Genomic DNA, 17415 nt, shown 5'->3' on the forward strand with positions numbered 1-17415 from the left:
GCTTTAAATTTATTTTTTCTAAGAGATTATTATGCCAAAATAAACATTTTAAGACATAGTCTAATAAAAAAGCCCCGAAAAATTCGAGGCTTTTCTATTATATATAAGAATTTCTTATGCTTTCGCTGATCTTTCCACTCTTTTTCTTTCTTCTTCGGAAAGGAGTTTCTTTCTCATTCTGATGAAGTTTGGAGTTACTTCAATGGCTTCATCACCCTGGATATATTCCATACATTCTTCCAGTGAGAATAAGATTTTAGGTGCAACACCTGTATCTTTGTCTTTTCCTGAAGCTCTCATGTTGTTCAGCTGTTTTGCTTCTACGATGTTTACCACCAGGTCTCCAGGTTTGTTTTGTTCACCAATGATCATCCCTGCATAGATTTCCTCACCCGGATCAACAAAGAATTTACCTCTGTCCTGTAGTTTGGCAATAGAATATTCTGTAGCAGGACCTTGAGTTTTGCTGATCAATACCCCGTTGTTTCTTCCAGGAATTGCTCCTTTGAAAGGCTTATATTCTGTGAAACGGTGAGCCATAATAGCTTCACCTGCAGTAGCAGTTAACATCTGAGAACGTAGTCCGATCAAACCTCTTGAAGGAATTTCGAATTCCATATGCTGCATTTCACCTTTAGTTTCCATGATGTGAAGATCACCTTTTCTCTGAGTAGCCAAATCGATAACTCTTGAAGCATATTCTTCAGGAACGTCAACAACCAAAGATTCATAAGGCTCACATTTTTCACCGTCAATTTCTCTCAGGATAACCTGTGGCTGACCGATAGTCATTTCGTAACCTTCTCTTCTCATTGTTTCGATCAAAACTGACAAGTGAAGAATACCTCTACCAAAAACAAGGAACGTGTTGGCATCATCAGTCTGCTGAACTCTTAACGCAAGGTTTTTCTCAAGTTCTTTTGTCAATCTTTCTTTAAGGTGGTTAGACGTTACATATTTACCGTCTTTTCCGAAGAAAGGTGAATTGTTGATGGAGAACGTCATGTTCAATGTAGGCTCATCAATAGCAGTTCTTTCCAATGGCTCAGGATTTTCAAGATCTACAAATGAATCCCCGATCTGGAAGGAATCGAAACCAACAACAGCACAGATATCTCCTGCCTGTACTTCAGTTACTTTTTTCTTTCCTAAACCTTCGAAAACATAAAGTTCCTTTACTTTTCCTTTTACCACTTTTCCGTCTGCCTGTGCAAGACCGATCCATTGAGATTCTTTAAGTTCACCTCTTGTTACTTTCCCGATTGCAATTCTTCCTAAGAATGAAGAATAATCAAGGGAAGTGATCTGCATCTGAAGGTTACCTTCCGTTACTTTCGGTGCAGGAACATATTGTAAAATGCCATCTAATAATGGTAAAATATCTTCAGTTTGCTCTAATGAAGTGTTGAACCAACCTTGTTTTGAAGATCCGTAGAATGTTGGGAAATCCAACTGCTCTTCAGTAGCTTCAAGGTTGAAGAATAAGTCGAATACCTGATCGTGAACTTCGTCCGGACGACAGTTAGGTTTATCTACTTTGTTGATCACCACTAAAGGTCTAAGTCCTAATTCCAATGCTTTCTGAAGTACGAATCTTGTCTGAGGCATAGGTCCTTCAAAGGCATCAACCAATAGAATTACCCCATCCGCCATTTTCAAAACTCTTTCTACCTCACCACCGAAATCGGCGTGACCAGGAGTATCGATTACATTAATCTTAGTATCTTTATAGGTAACAGAAATATTTTTGGATAAGATCGTAATCCCTCTTTCTCTTTCAAGGTCATTGTTATCCATTATTAATTCTCCACTTTCCTGATTTTCTCTGAAAATGTTTGTAGCATGAATAATCTTGTCAACCAAAGTCGTCTTCCCGTGGTCAACGTGTGCGATAATCGCAATATTTCTAATGTTTTGCATGAATGATTTTTACGGGTGCAAAAATAGTGTTTTTTAATGAATAATGAGCAAGAATATGGATTAATTAACAAATTCATAATGAGAAATTTATGCAAAATCTTTTAAAAACTCGGATAAAATAATATACGTCAAGTTCTGGCGCTGACCGCATTTATCTTTGCTCCAGTAGTTTTCCTGCAGGAAACAAATATAATAACATAAAAAACGAAAAAAAATGGCAACAATTGAATTAAATGATCCATTTACAGGTGAATGGACCTGTTTTTTAGAAACAGAACATGCCTATGATGAAACAACAGATATTGATGATAATATGTGTGATGATATCATCTATAAGAAAATCAACAATAAATATTACAGAAGAATACTAGTTGATGACACGGTAAATGTAAAGTGGTTTGGAGCTAAGGGCGATGGTGAAACAGATGACACGCAAGCGATAAAAAACGCTATCCGTTCTTCCCATTCGGTAAGATTAGACCCTGGTCAATATATCATCAATTCTACTATTGAAATTCCGATGGAATTTTCAGGACTTAGCATTTCAGGCAGCGGCAGTGATATATGGGATAAAAACAGTACTATTCTTACAACAAAAAACTCAAATACGCTTTTTAGAGGTGCAGAAGGACTAAATACTTTCAAAATTTCAAATCTTATTTTTAACGGAAAACATGATGATCATGCTATCACATCAGGAACTATTGCCATGGATTTTACAGAAGGCGGCGGATTGATTCTGGACAGAGTAGCGGTAAAAAACTTCTCTGAATATGGTTTATATTCCAAAAGAGGTCTGTTAAGAATAGAAAACTGTTATTTTCGGGATAATAAAGTTGGTGCTCAAATCTATTCGGACAGCAGTATCTCAAATTCTGAATTCGCTGCAGGAGATATTCCTTTAAGACTGGTTGCCGGAGGAAACAGATTAGTCAATGTTTGGTGTAATTCAGGAAAGATCTCATGTCTGGATATCGAGCCTCTGGATACTAATACAGGTCATCAAAACACGTCTATCACTAATTTATATATTGGTGAAGTGGATAGTCCAACCGAAGCGTATGCTATTCGGATCAGAGGTAATGATATTAAAAGAGTACAGCAGGTTCAGATCAGCAATTCATTCTTCGTTCATGCTGCCGGTAACTCAATAAACGGACTCGTGTATGCAGACAAAGCTGACGAAATTATTCTGAATGGTATTAATGTTTTAGGTAGGGGGCTGTATTCAACGGCAAGTGATTATACCAGTCATTTTATTAAAGGAATTAATTCCAATAGAATTACAATTTCCTCAAGTGTCATTAATGGTATCAATAAAAATGCTATATATCAAGGAAGTAATTGCTATGATTGGGAAATATTTAATAACGTCTTCAATAACTGTGGTGATCATATTGCCGTTAATGATGAGGGAGCAAATATTTACGTAGCTGAAACACTGGGTAGAACCTCCGTGATCGGCAACAAGTTTTTAGTAGCAAGCGGAAGTTCCGTTCCATATGCTGCCTATGTTTCCAGTATTGACAGTTTGAACTGGGACAGCAATTTCATTTCTTATCCTAACGCTATCATTGTAAAAGACCCAACTTATACCGGTTCGTCTGAAAACAATTTTTCCGGTTCTTTTTACAGAAATGGAAATGACTTTAAAACAATAAACAAAGCAGCTCTGACAGCCAGTTATTTCGATCATGGATTTGTACGTCCGAACAAAAACTTAAAACATGCACAATTCTTTTACGATAATAATCTCAAAAAACCAATTTGGTATGACGGTCTGGATTCGACGTGGAAAGATAGCACAGGAACAGTAGTATAAATAAAAATATCCCGGAGTTTATAATCTCATTATATAAAAGAGCTGCTTTTCTGGAAAGCAGTTCTTTATTTTCTTATTTAACATTTTTTAGCCTTACATCAACAGGAATTTTAGTGTTTTTGCTTTAAAGATTGATCTTGATAATATTTTTCAAAAAATAAATACATATAGCCTGAATCAAAACGATAAGCGCAAATTTCAATAAAAAAGATGTTTTTGAAATTTTATGCCTGAAAATAAGCATTCCTAAAACGGCTCCCAAAGTTCCTCCTATAAAAGTTATTCCTAAAAGCGTATTTTCCGGAATTCTTCTTTTATGTTTGACTGAAAGCCTTTTGTCCCATCCAAAAACGATGAACGTAAACAGGTTTAATGTAAGCAGGATATATAAAATGATCATAGTGCAAAAATAATTAAATAAACGCTGGATTGATTTTCCCGGATTACATAAAAAAAGCTGCTTTTTATAAAAAAGCAGCCTTCGCATTATTTGTATCTAACAAATTATTTTTTAGCCTTTACATCAACACCAATTTCGATGTCTTTGCTGATCATCCATTCAGCAGGATCTGCTTCTGAAGTACCGAATTTAAGTCCCCAGTCTGCTCTGTTTACTGTAAATTTAGCCTGAACAGAAGCTGAATTATCTGTTACCTCTACTTTAGCAGGGAACGTTACATTCACTGTTTTTCCTGATAATGTAAGGTTTCCGCTTACTGTTTTATTAGCTCCTGCAATTGCATCTTTAGGCGCATCTTTCAGATCTGTAACACTTGTAATTTTGAAATCTGAAGTAGGGTTTTTCGCTACATCAAAGAAGTCAGGGTTTTTCAGGTGAGCTTCAAGATCTCCAGGTTTTTTATCTTTTTCAGTTACTGAAGCAGGATCTACTTTGATAGTGTTCATATCGATTACAAAGTTTCCAGCAGTTAACTGACCTCCTTCAACGCTAAGATCTCCTGATTTTACGTTAAGTGTTCCCCAACGAGGAGCCATTCCTCCTTTGTGGAAAGCTTTCCAGTTAACTACTGAAGTAGCAACATCCACTGCCAGTACCTCTCCTTTACTTTCTGCCACTTTCTGTTCTGTAGCTGTAGCAGCAGTATCTGCTGATTTTTCTTTATTACAAGATGCTGCAAGCAATCCTACTCCTACCAATGCAATTACACTAAGTTTTTTCATATTATTTATTGTTTTAAAAAAATTTAATTAAAATTTAAATTTCAGGATTCAAAAATAGAAAAACCATACCACATATTATCTTAACATACATCAAGAAATGAAAAATTTTATTCTTACTTAAGATATGGCAGCCTGAAATGACCATCCGAAATTATTTCACTCCATAGCAAAATTGCCTATTTTAGCTGTTTAAAATTTAAAATGAACACAACAAGCTATATAAAACAAATTCTTGATATCCCTGAAAAAAGCATCAGCAACACCCTTCAATTATTGGCAGAAGACTGCACCATTCCTTTTATTTCCCGTTACAGGAAAGATAAGACCGGAAATCTTGATGAAGTCCAGATCGAACAGATCTCAAAAATAAGCAAACAGTTTGAAGAAATTATAAAGCGAAAGGAAAGTATTTTAAAATCAATTGAAGAACAGAACGCTTTAACCTCAGAATTAAAACAGAGAATAGAAGAAAGCTTCGACATCGTAGAGCTTGAAGATTTATATCTGCCATTCAAAAAACGTAGAAAAACAAAGGCGGATACTGCAAAAGAAAAAGGATTAGAGCCCTTAGCAAAGATCATTATGAGCCAGAAAAATAACGACTTCGCGTTTCTGGCATCAAAATACCTCAATAATGATGTTCCTTCTGAAGAAGAAGCACTTCAGGGAGCAAGGGACATCATGGCGGAATGGATTAACGAAAATATGTATGTGCGTAAAAACCTGCGCCGTCTGTTTCAGCGTAAGGCTATAATCACTTCCAAAGCCGTTAAAGCCAAAAAAGATGAAGAAGAAGCTCAGAAATTCTCCCAATATTTTGAATGGGAAGAGAATCTTAACAGAACTCCTTCTCACAGGCTTCTGGCCATGCTCAGAGCCGAAACAGAAGGTTTTGTAAAACTGAATATCGGGATTGACAAGGAAGAAGCCGTTGATTTTATCGAAAAAGCCATCATCAAATCTAATAATGAAAGTTCAGAACAGATTGCTCTGGCTATAAGAGACAGCTACAAAAGACTTCTGGAACCTGCTATTTCCAATGAAGCTTTGCAGGAAGCTAAAGAAAAAGCCGATAAAAAAGCAATTGAGATATTTTCTGAAAACCTGAGCCAGCTGCTTCTGGCCCCACCTTTAGGCGAAAAAAGAATTCTGGCAATTGATCCGGGATACAAAAGCGGCTGTAAAGTAGTCTGTCTTGATGAAAAGGGAGACCTTCTGCATAATGAAACCCTCTACCCTCACGCTCCGCAGAATGAAAGCGGAATGGCCATGAAAAAGATCCGTTCTATGGTCAATGCCTACAATATTGAAGCAATTTCTATAGGCAACGGAACCGCAAGCCGTGAAACAGAGTTCTTCATTAAAAAAATTGCTTTTGACAGGCCGTTGCAGGTTTTCGTGGTTTCGGAGGCCGGCGCATCGGTGTATTCTGCAAGTAAAATTGCAAGGGATGAATTTCCGTCTTATGATGTGACGGTACGCGGTGCTGTTTCAATCGGGAGAAGACTGGCCGACCCTCTGGCAGAACTGGTGAAAATTGATGCAAAATCCATTGGAGTGGGACAATACCAGCATGATGTAGACCAGACACAATTGAAAAACGAACTCGATTCTACCGTTATGAAGTGTGTAAATTCTGTAGGAATCAACTTGAATACTGCAAGTAAATCACTTTTGAGCTACGTTTCAGGAATTGGAGAGAAAATGGCGGAAAATATCATCAGTTACCGGACAGAAAACGGAGCCTTTGAAGACAGAAAGCAACTAAAGAAAGTACCGAGACTTGGCGAAAAAGCCTATCAGCAGGCAGCTGCCTTTGTAAGAATTGCCAATGCCAAAAACCCGCTCGACAATTCTGCCGTACACCCTGAAGCTTATGGAATTGTAGAAAAAATGGCCAAAGATTTGGGAATTAAAACCAATGAACTGATTGCCAGCAAAGAAAAAACAGCTTTGGTAAAACCTGAAAATTATGTGACGGAGGAAATAGGGATTTTAGGCATTAAAGATATTTTAAAAGAGCTTGAAAAACCGGGATTAGACCCAAGAAAAGCGGCTAAAGTATTTGAATTTGATCCCAATGTAAAGAGCATAAAAGATTTAAAACCCGGAATGATCCTTCCCGGAATTGTCAATAACATTACAGCTTTCGGATGTTTTGTAGATATGGGAATTAAGGAAAGCGGACTGGTTCATATTTCCCAGCTGAAAGACGGCTTTGTTTCCGATGTGAACGAGGTGGTAAAGCTTCATCAGCATGTCCGTGTAAAAGTAACGGAAGTAGATGAAGCCAGAAAAAGAGTACAGCTAAGCATGATTTTATAGTTATCTGTAAGATCTCAATAATATAATCAACAAAGTAATCATACCTTGAAATATAAAAATTTAATTTTCGACCTTGACGGAACTCTTTGGGATTCCAGAGCCACAATTATCAAAATATGGAATGATGTTTTAAATAAACATGGGCTGATCAAAAAAGATTTAAAACCTGAAGATATGAATCAATATATGGGCTTGCTCGCCGATCATATTTTAAAAGATATGGTTCCCGGAATTTCCGATCAGCTGGTTTTTGAGGTCCTTTCTGAAATTGTACAGGAAGAAAATAATATCCTTCACAAATATGGTGGTATTCTTTATGAAGGTGTAGAAAAAACACTGAAAAACCTGGCAAAAAGCCACAGCCTTTTTATTGTCAGCAATTGCCAGGACGGCTATATAGAATCGTTTTTAGCCTTTAACAACTTCGGTGATCTGTTCACCGACTTTGAATCTTATGGCCGGACCAGGAAGCCAAAAGCTGAAAACATCAAGCTGATTATGGAAAGAAATAATTTAAGCCCTGAAAGCACAGTTTATATTGGTGATACGCAAACCGATTACAATTCTGCAAAAATGAATCATCTACCGTTTATTTTCTGTGGATATGGCTTTGGAAAACTGGATACCCCTGAATATCAACCTTCAGTTTCAAAATTTCCGGATATAGAACTTTATATTTAAACCAAAAAACTCAAAAAAAAAGCTGCACAATAATCTGTGCAGCCTTTATTTTTGAGCCTAGAAACTCATATCAATCTAATCTGTTGTCTGACATCAGATATCTTTATTTGAAATCTTTAGAATCTCTTCTTGGTACCTTTACTTCCGGCCATTTTACTGTTTCTCCTTTATCATCCTGAGGCAGTATTCTTTTTTCTCTGCTGGTGAATTCAGGGTCTTCAGATGCCATGTAAGCCAATGCTGCCGTTAAAACCACATTGTTTTTTACCTCGTCAAAAACAATTTTATCATATGTATCTTTCGTTGTGTGCCAGGTGTACCCGAAATATCCCCAGTTCAGGGAACTTAAAGAAAATCCCGGCACTCCTGCCGCTACGAATGATGCATGGTCGGAACCCCCGCCGCCCGGCGTTCCCGGGAAATCTGTTTTAATCTGGTCTCTTACCGTTTTCGGAACTCCGTTCAGCCATTTCCCGATATAGTTGTAAGAATCTACGAATCCCTGGCCACTGATATTAACCACCCGTCCCGTTCCGTTATCCTGATTGAATACTGCCTGTACTCCTTTTATAATCTGCGGATTATCTGCAACAAATCCCCGCGAACCGTTTAATCCCTGCTCTTCACTACCCCACAGCCCTATCACTATAGTCCTTTTATTGTTCGGGTAATATTTTTTCAATATTCTCATGGTTTCCAGCATCGTCAGGGTTCCTGTTCCGTTGTCTGTTGCTCCCTGAGCTCCGTCCCAGGAGTCCAGATGCGCAGAAAGAATCACATATTCTTCAGGCTTTTCTTTTCCTTTGATGATTCCGATCGTGTTAAAACTTTTCGCTTCAGGAAGAACCTTAGACTGTGTTTCGATTTTAATTTTGGGCTTTGCCCCTTTTTCTGCCATTCTGTAAAGCATTCCGTAATCTTCCACATCAATGTCGATCATTGGGATCTTTGATGTTTTAGCTCCGAAAATCCTGTTGGCTCCCATGATTCCGGTCCAGTTGGAAATGGCAATTCCTGCTGCTCCTGCTTTTTCCAAAGCTTCGGGAAGAGTATTGTTGTCATACCCGATATTTTTCACATAGTCACGAAAGTCTTTTCCTGCCTGCTCCTTTTCTGCTTTCAGTTTTTCGTACAGCTCCGGGGTTGCAAATTCCTTGATCTGCTCATCGGAACGCCCGATCTTCTGATATTGTGCTATCAGAACAATTTTCCCTTTCGCTGAGGGAATCCATGCATCAAATTCAGCTTTGGAAGAAACTTTCGGAAGGATAATCACTTCGGCTTCCACTGCTTTTTTCGTTGCCGGGCTCCATGCAAGCTGTGTTGCTGTTAATGATTTTACGCGCGGGTACACCATATCTACGTGGGTAATTCCACGCTGCCATCCTTTCCAGGTTCCAAACTGCTGAAGGCTGGATTCTATCCCCCAGGAACGGAGTTTAGCGGCAGACCATTCGTTGGCGGCTAACATTTCCGGCGTTCCCACCAGTCGGGGACCAATACCGTCCAGAAGTTCATAAGCCATATTTTCCAGCTGAGAACTGTTGTTGATTTCATCTACAAAGCTTTTTACGACAGGATCCAGCTTTTCTTTAGGATCAACCTTCACCTGAGCCCATGAGAACTGGGCGGCCAGCACAATGGCAGGCACAGCAAAAAATCTATTTATCTTCATAACATATATTGAATGCTTAAAGATAACAGAATTTGCCTGAATAAAGAAGAAAATTCACGGATAAGAGGAATATTTTACAGGTTTTCCGGTTTGATTTCCACAAAAAAATATCTCAAAGTGATCGTCTTAAAGTTTAATTCAATATTTATTATTTTTCATTGATAAAGGCCTGTTCATCTGCGGAAAGAAGTATTGCATCTTCTTTTTCTTCTTTCACGGGAACATTCTCCCAGATGTTCTTACCGAAATCTACTTTCTGGGAAAGACCTTCCTTATTTGATTTTTCAAAAGTGTTATAGATAATTTCCCGGCTGAATTTTCTTTCATGTTTCTTGCCGAGATAGAAAGCAGAATATTTATCCCCTTCGAATCTGGTAAGCGCCGGTAAATACATTCCGTCTTTCTTATAAAAATCAAAGATGAGCGAGGCATCTCCAAGCTGGTAATCGTATTCTACCCCATCAGCTGTTTTTCTTCTTACCGGAGGATAGCCCGTCTGAACATAATGTACTTCGAAGTAAGTAATCACCTTATCGGTTTTATTATATTTAAACTCTCCTTCCAATTCGATCCTTACACCGGATTTGATTTTAAACTTAATCAGCTGTTCATCGCCCTCTTCAAAGATCATCTTTCCTGAATATTTTGCCCCGTCACTTTTTATGTGATTAAGCGTACGGTTCAGTTCAAAATTGAAGAAATAATTCCCCATATACTCATGGGAAAATTCATTGGTCCCGGTTGTAAAAATACTGTCTCCTTTTACGTTCTTCAGGTACTTTACATTATTCAGCTGCATCTGGAGGATCTCATCATAATTTTTCCTGATACCATCCTTGTAATTGTAATGATTGCTTTTGCTCCACAATTTTGTTTCAGCAATGACGAGGAAATAGAGTTTATTGTTATCCAGCTTTTTTTCTTTATAAACCACATCATACAGGGAAGGCTCGTTATAATATCTTTTATGGTAATTCTTGCTTACATCTCCGAGAAGCTTCCTGATATCTACGCTGACTATTTTTACTTCTCCAACATTTTTGTAAGCAGGAGTCAGCTTAATCCGGGAATTAAAAACTGTAATTATTTTCTTCTGATACCCTGAAGCCGAAATTTCAAAATTCCGGGCATCCTGGCTTACGGGTGCAAATCCGTCCTCATTGGTATAAACAACCTGATTGGAAAGAATGACTCTTGCATGCGGTATAGCTTTATCATTTTCAGAATCGATTACTTTTAACCTCTGAGCAGAACAAAGCCCAGCGAAAAGAATCATTAAAAGATAAGAGTATTTCATGGTTGGAAATTACTTTTAAATCAACTTCCACAAATATATGCCCGGACAGGGAACTAAGATAATGGTCTAATGAAATTTAATAGTATTTTAACTATAAAGCCCACCTAAATTGTAAGGCGGGAAAGACATAAAAAAGCCGGCTCTGTGAGCCGGCCGGGGAACGAATTATTTTTTAGCTTCTTCTACAGAAACTTTTCTGAATTCTTTGAACAGTTTGCTAAGTTCCAATGCTGATTTACGAGCTCTTGTCCCTGCCGCTTTGTTTCCTTTTTCTGCTTGTTGGTTAGCCTCAGTTGCGAACGCTTCGAATTCAGCGTTAATTTTTTCAATTAGTTCTTTCATTATTTTTAAAATTTAGGCTGCAAATATAGGTTTTATGGTAATTCCAGCCTAACCGTGAAAGAAAAAGTTTGAGTTAAAATGCTATTTTTTTCTGCTATTTCACGATCCTTTTGGTTTTCTTTACATTAAAATTAAAAATTCAGGGCTTTCTTTAAATTTTACAAGGCCTGGAAACCATAATTCAACTATTTTTCATTGATTAATCTGATCTATTTATTCTTATTCCAAAGTTGCAGAATTTTGAACCATATCTGTCAATACCTGTAACTAATAACATATATATATTATCCATTACTAAATGAAGATTTTTATAAAAACTGTAATGATTAAATTAATGAAACTGTATCCTTTTTTGAATACAATAATCTTCTAAATTTGAATAAAAAAGATTCATGAATATAATTTCAAAATTTACTGTGGGTTCTGAAGAAGGCATTTCTGATCTTATAACCATTATCGATTCATCAGTTTATACCCTTCACAAAGAACGGGTTCCTGAAGAAAATATTAAAAAATACATAGCCAACGAGATTGATCCCAGAAAAATGATCAATGACCTGAATGATCTCTCCAATCAGCTTATAATTACTTATGCAGATGAAAAACCTGCCGGATACAGCATTCTGAAGAGCGGTTCCACTCATGCTGCACTGCCTGAAGGAAAAAGAGCAACCGAAATCAGCTTTTTTATACTTTCCGAGTTTGATTCACCGGAAATCCGACAGTCGCTTTGGAAAAAATGCCGTTCTGCAGCCAGCTTTACGGATATTATATGGATAAATATAATGGTTCATGATCCTCTTTTGGAGTTTTTTAAAGAATCGGGGTTCATTATTGTTGCTGATGCCACTGCCGGACCTTTCCATCTGCCATCTCACATCTTGAGTCTGGAAATCAATAAGAATTAATTTTTCAGGAAATTATCAAATCAATCTACATAATATGGCAAGATAAAGGGTTTTGAAGAAAATTGACAAAAACTATCGTATTCATTATGATTACGTTAATCAGATAACTTTAAATTCATACAGGTTTACTTATCTTTGATTTTTATAATTTTGATATCATGAGCGATCAGCTGGAAACTATTGGGGATTATTACAAACGTGTGCGGAACGAGCAGATTAAAATGTTTGATTCCGATGATTTTGAAACGGGAAAATCCCATTTCAATGTTTCAATGCGGAGATACTGTAGTTTTAAAAGCCCTTACAACCGCCGTGATTATTATAAAGTAAGCTTTATTATCGGGAAAGGTACATTCCAGTATGGTCATCATAAGCTGTATGTTGATCGTCCTGCCCTCTTTTTTCCGTCACCTAATATTCCATACTCCTGGGAATGTGAGGGGAATTTTCAGGAAGGATATTTCTGCCTCTTCAATCAGGAATTTTTCAGCGGAAATACGGAATTCAATCTATTTAAAAAGACTTCACTTTTCAAGGAATGGAGCAAACCCATTGTATTTTTAACAGATGAGCAGACACAGCTGGCAACCCTCTATTTTGAGCAGATGTACAAGTTGAATAACTCAACCTATCCATTCCGGTGCAGCAGTATCAAAAGTCATCTCGCCTCTGTGATGCATCTTGCCTTGGAGAACCGTGTAGATGACATTCATCCTAATGAGCTTCCGGCCAACATCCGTTTATACCGCTTATTTGATGAGCTTCTCAACAAGCAGTTTCCTCTGGATTCCCCAGCCTATCCACTGGCTTTGAAAACAGCTTCTGATTTTGCCGATCATCTTAACGTACATGTCAATCATCTGAATTCTTCAGTAAAATCGGTAACACAGCTTACCACTACGCAGATCATCAAGGAAAGGGTATTTGAAGAGTCCAAAAATCTGCTGAAATACACTAACTGGGACATCGCCGAAATAGGATATACTCTTGGGTTTGAGCAGCCATCTCATTTCAACAATTTCTTTAAAAAGCATGCCGAAGTTTCACCATTGAAATTTAAAAACGCATTTTAAATCTTTGATTTTTGTAATTTTTACTTTGTCTTTTAAAATTGGTTTCAGGTATTCCTGATTTATTTTTGCATAGTAAAATAACGAATGATTATGTTATTGAAAGAAGCATCTGAAAAAAGAATCAGATTAATAACCATTATGGCCTTTGTGTCGATCCCGCTTTCCGGGTTTGTCACAGATATTTATTTGCCTTCCTTCCCATCGATGGCAAAGGAGATGCATGTCTCTGAAAAAGATATCCAGATCACATTAACGTCTTATTTACTCAGCTATGGAATTTCACAGCTTTTTGTCGGAGGAATTCTGGATAGTATCGGGCGCTACCGTCCAAAGCTTGTTGCCTTGTTCCTTCTGATCATCAGCAGTATTCTGATTACGATGACGGACAGTATTCTGCTGATCTGCCTGCTGCGTATTCTCCAGGGAGCCGCAGTTTCTGTACTGGTTGTAGCTACACGGGCTATTTTTGTAGATCTCTATGATTCTGAAAAAGTAAAACATTATTTGAGCTATTTCACGATCGTCTGGTCGTGTGGTCCTATCCTTGCTCCATTTTTAGGAGGATATCTTGAAAAGCTGTTTAACTGGCATGCCAACTTTTATTTTCTTGCTTTTTATGCGGGAATGCTGTTCCTTTTTGAATGGTTTTTCAGTGGTGAAAGTCTGCCTGAAAGAAAGAAACTTAATCTTTCCGAGAACATCAGTCTTTATAAAATGATGCTGAAAAACAGGATTTTTATGCTGGGGATTTTCATTTTAGGACTTAGTTACTCTATTGTGATGCTTTTCAATATCACAGGTCCTTTTATCATTGAAAATACGTTTCATTTTACGCCGGTTATTATCGGATACTGTACCCTGATATTAGGATTTTCATGGATGATTGGCGGTTTTATCGGAAAAAGAAGGCTAAAACTTGATTTTAAGGAAAGGATTTTACAGCCTATTATTTTACAGCTGATCCTGATTACAGGACTGATTGCAACCAGCTTTTATGCAGAGAGTCTGTTCATCATGGTTCCTTTTGCCTTTTTTATTCATATCTGTTCGGGAATCCTGTTTACTTCATTTTTTACGACAAGTATGTTGTATTTCCCTAAAAATGCGGGTACAGCCGGCGGATTGATGGGTGGGCTGGTGTATGTGATCACGTCTATCACAAGTTTTATAATTTCGGTAAGCGGAAACGTTACGGAACAGCAAGGCCTCGCCTGGCGCTATCTGGCAATTGCTATTATACTTTTAGGAATTATCCTGGTCATGCACCAGGCTGTTAAAAAAGAACAGGCAGAGAGTTAGTCTCTGCTTTTTTATTTATCCATATCTACTCTTCGGCAATCAGGTTACTTTTTAAGATAATATTTTTAATTAAAGCTTCTTCATAGCTCCAGTAATGACTATTTTTTGACACTGATTTCCGAATGATCACAAATAGCAAAGATATTAGCATCGTTCATTAAGTCAGTCGTATTTTTTATTTCATTAAAATAAGAATATTCCTGTGATTTTTCAGGAAAGGTAAAAAAATTGAATGGTTTGTTTTTATAGGAAATTTCAATTTATTTATTCATCTTTTTTTAAAATAGCTTTAGCAAATTCTAAATAAATCCCAATAAAGAGTATTATACATTTAAAAAACATTTTATTTACAAGACATATTAATTTGTATTATAGATATTTATAAAAAATTTAATATTAAATTTTGTTTTAAATATTTTTTTTATTTCCTTTGCTAGGGATATAAAAAATCCAAAACTAAAAAAAACTTATAACCAATAACATGAGCTTTAAATTTCTTTGGCTTGCATTTTTTTGCTGCTTACCGGAATTTATATTTTCTCAAAACTATTCCATAAGCGGAAGAAGTGTTGAGGAAAATAAAGCGATTGCTTATGCTTCATTAGTTCTAAAAAAAGATTCAGTAACAATCTCAGAAATCATATCAGATAGTATCGGGAATTATAAGTTCAGTGACCTTACTTCGGGACATTATACTCTTTATGGAAGTTACTTGGGAATTAATATCCAAAAAGAAATTAACCTTACACAAAATCTGATACAAAACATAAACTTTCCTTCCGGAACTAACCAGATAGAAGAAGTAAGGATGACAGGAAAAAAGGCTTTGATTGAGCGAAAAGTTGACCGCCTGATCTTCAATGTGGAAAATTCCACTGCTGCTGCGGGAGGTGATGTAATGGATGTTCTTAGGGTCGCTCCACGAGTGAAGGTTCAGAATGACCAGATCTCAATGGTTGGCAAGAGTGGCTTATCCGTTATGGTGGATGAAAGAATCATCCAGCTTACCGGTGATGATCTCATCAATTATCTAAAAACCATAAAGTCCGAAAATATAAAAAGTATTGAAATCATTACCCTGCCGCCTTCCAAATATAATGCGGAAGGAAACAGCGGAATTGTCAATATAAAAACAAAAAAGGCAAAATCCAATTCATGGAACGGAAATATCAGCACTACTTACAAACAAGCAACATATGCTACGGGTTCAGGTTCTGCGTCCTATAACATGAAAAAAGATAAAATAACATTAAGCAGCTCGGCTTCATACATATATGGTTCGCTAGGTCCTACAGAAAGCAATAAAATTTACTACCCGGACCTGATATGGCAGGAAACAAATAACAGAAGAGACCGGACTAATTCTGCTTCATTCAATGTAGGACTGGATTATGAAATTTCCAAAAAATGGTCTATGGGGTTAGTATTTAACCATGCTAACAACAAGCCTGTTGTATTTGACAATAATATCAGTCAGCTGACTGATACAGCAGGCAATAACATAGATTCACTTTTTATAACAAAGGGCAGAAATGAAAGAAAAAGAATTTCCAACCAGTTAAATTATCACGTTGTCTATCTGATAGACTCTGTAGGACGAAAGCTTTCTCTGGACTACGACTTTTTCAATTATGTCAATGATTCCTATCGACCGTTTAACACAATAAAAACATTCTCGGGAAATTCGGTTCCTTTAACTTCTGCCATTAATAAAGGAGAACAGAATATCCGCAACAATTCCATTAATATCGATATGGAGCATCCGCTGGAGTGGATCAAGCTAAATTATGGTGCCAGAGCATCTTTTATCACAACTGAAAATGATTTTAAATACTTTAAGGTTAACGATAATACCACAGAGCTAGATATTAATCAAAGTAATCTTTTCAACTATACAGAAAACACACAATCGTTGTATTTTTCAGGGTATAAAAAGATAGCTGATGAATGGGAAATTAAATTGGGGATGAGAATGGAAAACACTCAAACCGAAGGTATTTCCGCAACGTTACAGGAAAGAAACAAAATGAAATTCACTAAATTTTTCCCAACTCTGTATGTTGTATACACCCCTAATAAAGACAATTCCCTTTCCATTAATTATGGAAGACGGATCCAAAGACCTTCTTATAATTTTCTAAATCCTTTCCGATGGATAACCTCACCATATATGTACTCGGAAGGAAATCCTTTTTTACAGCCTTCGTTTACCGATAATATTGAATTGGGATACAGCTATAAAAACAATTATAACACAAATCTGTATTTTACTTATATAGATAAGGGCTTCGGACAGGTTACATTTTTAGATTCAAGTACAAATATTCAGCGTATATATCCGATTAATTATTTAGTGAACAAAACGATAGGTCTTAACCAGACCTTTTCTATAAATCCAGTTTCCTGGTTAAGCGCTAATTTAATTGTTGATATTTATTACAGTTATGCAAAATCTGAGATTGAAGCATTACTCCCGTCACTAAAAGGCTGGAATGGTGAATTTACTTTCAATACAGATATTATTTTTAATAAAAACAAAACTTTTTTTGCAAATATTAATTTTTTATATGTCACAGCAGGAACACTAGGTCTTGATAAAAATACAGCTTATAATCAACTTGATATTTCACTAAAAATGCTCTTGCTAAACAAAAAGCTTGTTTTGTCTCTACATTTAAATGATATGCTCAGCTCTAACCGTCCTACATATACAACATATACCAACTCGATTAAAAATTCAATTACCAATTATTACGATGACAGATTTGTAAGGTTCTCAATGTCTTACAATTTTGGAAAATCTTTTAGTAATAAGATGAGAAAAGAAAAAAATACTGAAGAATTTAATCGGGTCAGATAAAGATATTTCTTGCAAGAAAAGACCCATAAGA

Annotated in this window: 13 protein-coding genes; 7 read left to right on the forward strand and 6 right to left on the reverse strand. The window is 36.6% G+C overall.

The window, feature by feature from the left end; all coding sequences use genetic code 11:
- Window positions 1-114: 114 nt before the first annotated feature.
- Complete coding sequence (gene typA, locus BUB03_RS01055; RefSeq protein ID WP_040994613.1) at window positions 115-1920, reverse strand: translational GTPase TypA; 1806 nt, start codon at window positions 1918-1920, stop codon at window positions 115-117.
- A gap of 214 nt (window positions 1921-2134) precedes the next feature.
- Here typA and BUB03_RS01060 point away from each other — a divergent pair, with 214 nt between their 5' ends.
- Window positions 2135-3742 (forward strand): glycosyl hydrolase family 28-related protein, encoded by a 1608-nt coding sequence (locus tag BUB03_RS01060; protein WP_073059632.1) that lies wholly within the window; start codon window positions 2135-2137, stop codon window positions 3740-3742.
- 124 nt (window positions 3743-3866) lie between these two features.
- Here the strand turns inward: BUB03_RS01060 and BUB03_RS01065 are convergent, their stop codons facing one another.
- Both BUB03_RS01065 and BUB03_RS01070 read right to left on the reverse strand, forming a co-directional pair.
- Entirely contained in the window at window positions 3867-4142 is a 276-nt protein-coding gene (locus BUB03_RS01065; RefSeq protein ID WP_073061223.1) for a DUF1294 domain-containing protein, read from the reverse strand.
- 104 nt (window positions 4143-4246) lie between these two features.
- A complete protein-coding gene (locus tag BUB03_RS01070) occupies window positions 4247-4924 on the reverse strand; it encodes a YceI family protein (protein ID WP_073059634.1) in 678 nt (225 codons plus the stop codon).
- A gap of 201 nt (window positions 4925-5125) precedes the next feature.
- Between BUB03_RS01070 and BUB03_RS01075 the strand changes: the two genes are divergently transcribed.
- Together BUB03_RS01075 and BUB03_RS01080 are read left to right on the forward strand one after the other, a co-directional pair.
- Window positions 5126-7249 (forward strand): Tex family protein, encoded by a 2124-nt coding sequence (locus BUB03_RS01075; protein WP_073059636.1) that lies wholly within the window; start codon window positions 5126-5128, stop codon window positions 7247-7249.
- A 45-nt stretch (window positions 7250-7294) separates the two neighbouring features.
- Entirely contained in the window at window positions 7295-7930 is a 636-nt protein-coding gene (locus tag BUB03_RS01080) for an HAD family hydrolase (protein ID WP_073059638.1), read from the forward strand.
- Window positions 7931-8033: 103 nt separating this feature from the next.
- On the opposite strand, the gene BUB03_RS01085 is transcribed toward BUB03_RS01080, so the two are convergent.
- The 3 genes from BUB03_RS01085 to BUB03_RS01095 form a co-directional block, all read right to left on the reverse strand.
- On the reverse strand, window positions 8034-9605 hold the full coding sequence (locus BUB03_RS01085; protein ID WP_073059640.1) for a M20/M25/M40 family metallo-hydrolase: 1572 nt from the start codon (window positions 9603-9605) through the stop codon (window positions 8034-8036).
- A gap of 148 nt (window positions 9606-9753) precedes the next feature.
- The gene (locus BUB03_RS01090; RefSeq protein WP_073059641.1) at window positions 9754-10902 is read right to left on the reverse strand and encodes a hypothetical protein; all 1149 of its coding nucleotides are present in this window, start codon (window positions 10900-10902) and stop codon (window positions 9754-9756) included.
- A gap of 165 nt (window positions 10903-11067) precedes the next feature.
- Window positions 11068-11244: a histone H1 gene (locus BUB03_RS01095; protein WP_040994607.1), complete on the reverse strand. Its 177-nt coding sequence runs from the start codon at window positions 11242-11244 to the stop codon at window positions 11068-11070.
- 392 nt (window positions 11245-11636) lie between these two features.
- Here BUB03_RS01095 and BUB03_RS01100 point away from each other — a divergent pair, with 392 nt between their 5' ends.
- From BUB03_RS01100 to BUB03_RS01115, 4 genes are all read left to right on the forward strand, one after another.
- Window positions 11637-12152: a hypothetical protein gene (locus tag BUB03_RS01100; protein WP_073059643.1), complete on the forward strand. Its 516-nt coding sequence runs from the start codon at window positions 11637-11639 to the stop codon at window positions 12150-12152.
- 158 nt (window positions 12153-12310) lie between these two features.
- The gene (locus BUB03_RS01105) at window positions 12311-13225 is read left to right on the forward strand and encodes a helix-turn-helix domain-containing protein (RefSeq protein WP_040994605.1); all 915 of its coding nucleotides are present in this window, start codon (window positions 12311-12313) and stop codon (window positions 13223-13225) included.
- A 90-nt stretch (window positions 13226-13315) separates the two neighbouring features.
- Window positions 13316-14524, forward strand: a complete 1209-nt coding sequence (locus BUB03_RS01110) for an MFS transporter (protein WP_073059644.1) — start codon at window positions 13316-13318, stop codon at window positions 14522-14524.
- A 481-nt stretch (window positions 14525-15005) separates the two neighbouring features.
- Window positions 15006-17384, forward strand: coding sequence for a TonB-dependent receptor domain-containing protein (locus tag BUB03_RS01115; protein WP_073059646.1), 2379 nt, complete (start codon window positions 15006-15008; stop codon window positions 17382-17384).
- Window positions 17385-17415: the final 31 nt, after the last annotated feature.

The sequence above is a fragment of the Chryseobacterium oranimense genome (assembly GCF_900129755.1).
Lineage (GTDB): Bacteria > Bacteroidota > Bacteroidia > Flavobacteriales > Weeksellaceae > Chryseobacterium > Chryseobacterium oranimense.